Source organism: Rhodoferax sp. (assembly GCF_039922535.1).
Lineage (GTDB): Bacteria > Pseudomonadota > Gammaproteobacteria > Burkholderiales > Burkholderiaceae_C > Rhodoferax_B.
Window position 1 is genome coordinate 1 of the sequence record NZ_JBDTEM010000462.1, and the last position, 5,308, is coordinate 5,308.

Annotated in this window: 2 protein-coding genes; one reads left to right on the forward strand and one right to left on the reverse strand. The window is 58.8% G+C overall.

The window, feature by feature from the left end; all coding sequences use genetic code 11:
- Positions 1-4,467, reverse strand: a 4,467-nt coding sequence (locus ABI213_RS21915) for a tetratricopeptide repeat protein (protein WP_348028658.1), incomplete at its 3' end; no start/stop codon positions are given.
- A gap of 212 nt (positions 4,468-4,679) precedes the next feature.
- Between ABI213_RS21915 and ABI213_RS21920 the strand changes: the two genes are divergently transcribed.
- Positions 4,680-5,308 (forward strand): motility-associated protein (locus ABI213_RS21920; RefSeq protein ID WP_348028660.1); only part of this gene is annotated, 629 nt, incomplete at its 3' end.

Below are 5,308 nucleotides of genomic sequence, written 5' to 3' on the forward strand. Positions count from 1 at the left end.
CTCTGACTGCCGCCCTTGCCGCAACAGTACCCGCCCCAGGTGCACAGAGGCCGACATGTCGCCCGGCTTGCGCTGCAGCAGGCCGCGCCACACCGACTCAGCCTCCACCAAGCGACCCGCATCGGCCAGCAAGCCGCCCAGATTTTCGGCGGCGGCATCGAAGTCTGGCTTGAGCCGCAAGGCCTCGCGGTAGCAGGGTATGGCCTCGACCCGCCGCTCCTGGCCGACCAGCGTGTTGCCCAGGTTGTGCAGAGCCTCCGCATCGTCGGGATACAGGGCCAGCACACCACGGTAGCTGGCCTCGGCCGCGGGCATCGCGCCCTGCTGCTCATAGGCGCGCGCCAAATTAAACAAGGCCTCCGCATCGTCCGGCAGCAGTTGTACGGCGCGCTGCTTGGCCTGCAAAGCAGCGTCCAGCTGGCCAAGCTGCTGCAAAAAGGAGCCCAGTAACTTCCAGCTATAACCATGCCGGGGATAGCGGGCCACCAGCGAGCGGGCCAACTGTTCGCCCGGCTCAAACGCCTGCGACTGAAACAAGCCGACCAGTTGCTGCATCTCATCGGCACTGGGCACGGCCTCCAGTGCCCCGATGGAGGTACGGGTGGCCCAGCGTTCAAACATTTGCCCGTAAGCCTGCTCCACCTTGTGGGCGAAGCCTTTTTCGTCCATCAAGGGGCTGGCCTGCATCTGGGCGCGTAGCGTGGTGCGTAAGCGGGCCAGCGCTGGCAGGTCGGATGCCAAAGCCACCACTTTGGCGACGTAGTCCTCTTCGGACTCGGCAATCCATTCGGGATGCCCTAGGCCGTGCAGGATGGAACTGCCAATGCGGCCCACGCTGGGGCGACCGGCCAAAGTGACAAATGGCAGGCCCATGTAGAGTGACTCAAACAGCGTGGCGCCTGAGTTGTGGGGAAAGCAGTCCAACGCAATGTCGATGCTACGCAGTACGTCCCACGGTGGGCTGTGGAAGCCGATCTGAAGACGCTCCTGCGCAATGCCGTAGGCAGCAAACTTCTGGATGGCTTCTTCTTGTACCGCAGTGTCAATAAACGAACGGCTGTCGATCACGATGTGGGCTGTTGGCAGGCGGCGCAGAATCTCGGCCCACACCCGGATGGTGTGGTGGTTGATGCGCACCCCACGGGTCAGGGTGCCCAGCGTGACGTAGCCGTTGTCCTGTGCGGGCAGGGGACTGACAGCCCCCATGCCTTCTACCGGGCGGTACGCCGTAAAGCAGCCTCCGTCCAGCCGCCAGGGCTCTTCGGAGAACAGGTGCTCGCAACCCGGCGGGGCGCTGGTGGCGTCGGTCAGGTAGTAGTCGATGGCACGCAGGCCGGTGGTGTAACCGTAGCCCATCCAACTCATGGACACGGGTGCCGGTTTGCGTGCGAACACATTCAAGCGATTACCCGCGGTGTGCCCGGCCACATCGACCAGGATGTCAATGCCATCAGCAAAGATGCGCCGCGCCAACGCCGCGTCGCCCATGTCGCGCGTGGGGACCCAGTGGGCCACATATTGCTTGTAACGCTGGCTTACCGCGTCTTCGTGGATCAGGTCCGCGTAGGCGTAGACCTCCACCGTGGCGGGGTCATGGTGGGCCAGCAAGGGCTCCAAAAAGGAGGCACAAGAGTGGTTGCGAAAGTCGGGCGATACATAGCCCACTTTGAGCCGCCGGCCCAGGCCGCGCGGATTGTTGTGCGCCACCCAGTGGGGACGGTAGGCATCACCAAAGCGGCGCTCGTATTCGCGGTAGCTCTCAAAGATGTCTTCCGCAGGCAGATCGGGGTGGTAGTTGAGGGTGAACAAATAATTGTCATACATCCACGGGTGCTTAGGCTGCAAGGCCAGGGCAGCCTGAAAATGCGTGACGGACTCGGCAATGCGGCCCCACTTTTGGTAGGTAATAGCCAGGTTGTTATGGGCTTCGGCATACTTTGGCTTGAGCTGCAGAGCCCGTAGCAAGGCTTTTTCCGCCTCCAGGAAGTAGCCCTCATCTTGCAAAGAACGGCCCAGGTTGCAGGCCGCCTCGGCATCATGCGGCAACAGAGCCGCAGCCTTCTTTTTGGCCTCGAGCGCCTCCAGCTTGCGCCCCAGAGGATGCAACATGGCACCCAGCGATTTCCAGCCAAAACCATGCTGGGGATAGCGCTGCACCATCTCACGCGCCGCCACTTCGCCTGCAGCATAGTCGCGCGATTCGAACAGCGAGGTGAGCAGCTTCATCTCATCTGCGGAGGGTGCGCGGCCATGCTTTACCGGCTTTGCTATCGACGTCGGCCCGATCTTCTGGCTCGCCCAGCGGGTAAACATTTCTCGGTAGGCTTGTTCGACCTTGCGCGCAAAGCCCACTTCGTCCATCAAGGCGCTTGCCCGCATTTGGGGCCGCAACGCGGCCCTTATATCGGCGAGCGCTGGCAGATCGGATGCCAAAGCCACGACCTTTTCCACATACTCTTCCTCACTGTAGGCAATCCACTGCGGACTCCCCAGTCCGTGCAATATAGAACTACCAATGCGGCCCACACTAGGGCGGCCCGCCAAAGTCACAAACGGCAACCCCATGTACAGGGTCTCAAACAAGGTGGTACCCGAGTTGTGCGGAAAACAGTCCAATCCGATATCTACGCCACGCAACAAATCCCATGGGGGGCTGTGGCAACCAATTTGCAGGCGGTCGCGAGCAATGCCGTGCGCAGTGAACTTTTGCACCAAGACGTCGACCACGCTGGCATCTGTAAAGGAACCGCTGTCAATCACAAGCTGCGCAGTAGGCAAACGCTGCAGGATGCAAGCCCAGACCCTGATCGTGCGGTGGTTGATACGTACACCTCGGCTCAAGGTTCCCAACGTGACGTAGCCACGCTCCAAAGCGGGCAAAGGGCTTACGCCTCCCATGCTATCCCGAGGGCGGTAGGCGGTAAAACTGGTGCCTTCCAAGCGCCATGGTTTTTCAGAGAAAAGGTGCTCGCTGCCCTGGGGCGCGCTGGCCTCGTCGGTCAAGTAGTAGTCGATGGCGCGCAACCCCGAGGTGTAGCCATACCCCATCCAGCTCAGGGAAACCGGCGCAGGTTTACGCGCAAATACACCAAGCCGATTCCCAGAGGTATGACCGGCCACATCCACCAGGATGTCGATTCCATCGAGCCGAATACGCTGCGCCAGCGCCGCATCGCTCATGCCCCGCGTGGGAATCCAATGGGAGACCAGTTGCTTGTATTGCTGCGTGAGTGTGTCCTCTTCCGAGAGCTCGGCATAGGCATACACATCCACCTCTGCGGGATCGTGCCTAGCCAGCAAAGGGAACATGAACAATGAACAGGCATGGGATCTGAAATCCGGCGATACATAACCAACCTTCAAACGACGACCTTGGCTACGGTCATTCGTATGCGGTACCCAGACGGCCTTGTGCGGAAAACCAAAGCGCCGCTCGTACCCCGAATAGAAGTCGTAAATATCTTCTGCCGTCTTATCCGAGTGGTAATTCACTACAAACAACAGGTTGTCGTAAGCAATCTTGTGGTCTGGCTTAACGAGCAAGGCTTGCTCTAGGGCCTGTATGGCCTCATCCACCAATCCATGGCTATTGAAAATGCCACTCAAATTATTGAGGGCCTCTGCAAAATCAGGCTGTATCACCAGCGCACGCACAAAACACTGTTGCGCCTCCTTGACTCGCCGATGCAGGCTGAGTGCACAACCCAAAGCATTGAAAGACACTGCGTCGTCGGGCCGCAGAGCAACACAAGCCTCCAGAATCGGTATGGCTTCTAGCGACTGCCCCATTTCAAAATACGCCCGCCCCAAATTACGCAGGGCTTCAGCGTCGTCGGGCAACAGCTCCACCGATTTCTTCTTGGCCTCCAGCGCCTCTTCATTCTTTCCTTGCGGCTGCAGCATGGTACCCAGTGCTTTCCATGAAAATCCGCTGCGCGGAGCACGCACCACCAGGGCACGGGCCAGCACCTCACCCTGCTCGTAGTTAGCCTGGTTAAAAAGGGTGACTAACTGCTCCTTTTCTTGTGTGCTGGGCTCCATATCCGGCACCAAGGGCAACTCTTCCACCACGGCGGGCAGCCGCTCAGCCAACGCGTTAACCATGGCCAGTTGCAAGCCCTGCGCCTTGGCCAGAGGAAGCACCTGGCGCGCAAGGTCAAAGTGCTGGCAGCGAATCAGGCCATCGATGTAGCTAAACCAGAATTGCGGTCGCCCCGCATCCGCATTCAGTGCGGCTTCGAAATGCGGCAAGGCCTCTTGCGGACGCAGCAGCTGCACGGCCAGCAAGACCCCAAGGTTGTGGTTCGCATCCGCGTGCAGTGGATCATCCTCCAACACTGCAAGGTACAGGGCATGGGCAGCCTCGAACTCCCACTTGTTATGGGCTTCCAACGCCTTCAGCAAGGTATCCTGTGTTGCGTCGCCATCGGGCAAGACAAGACTATCAGCGTCCGTCGAATCAGTCATAGTCACCCAGCCTTGCATAAAAGATGGTTTACAGAACATCTATTTCATGAAAGGATAAACCCTCAAGTCCCTGCAACAAGGCTGATTAAAGGCCACTTTGTGGCTCTTATTTTCAGGGTAAGGTGCAACAAATCCGATACATTTAGACGGGTTAAAAGCCGCTTTTGATGCCAATGCCCTCCACACCGCACAAACTCTAGCCCCATCCTGACATGATTGTCCTCATCGGCTATGCCGTATCCATGGGTTGCATCTTCGGTGTTTACATCTTTCATGGTGGCAACATTTCGGTGATCCTGCACGCCCTGCCTTTTGAGCTGATCACCATCTTCGGGGGCGCGCTGGGTGCCTTTGCGGTAAACAACCAGCCTAAAGTACTCAAAGCCACCATGGCCCTGTTGCCGCAGGCGCTCAAGGGCTCCAAGTACACCAAGACGCGCTACATGGAACTGCTGTCCTTGATGTACGACATTTTGCAAAAGGCCCGCAAAGAAGGGTTGATGGCGATTGAAGGCGATGTGGAGTCCCCCGAAAACTCCGAAATCTTCAAGAAATACTCCACTGTCGGTAGCGACCACCATGTAGTCGAGTTCATGACTGACTACCTCCGAATGATGGTGTCGGGCAACCTAAACGCCCATGAAATCGAGTCTTTGATGGACAGCGAGATCGACACCCACCATGCCGAAGCCCATGCCCCGATTGCCGCCATTGCGCGGCTCGCCGGTGCCCTTCCCGCATTCGGAATTGTGGCGGCGGTGTTGGGTGTGGTGAACACTATGGGATCCGTGGGTCAACCGCCATCGGTGTTGGGAGGCATGATTGCCTCCGCGCTGTTGGG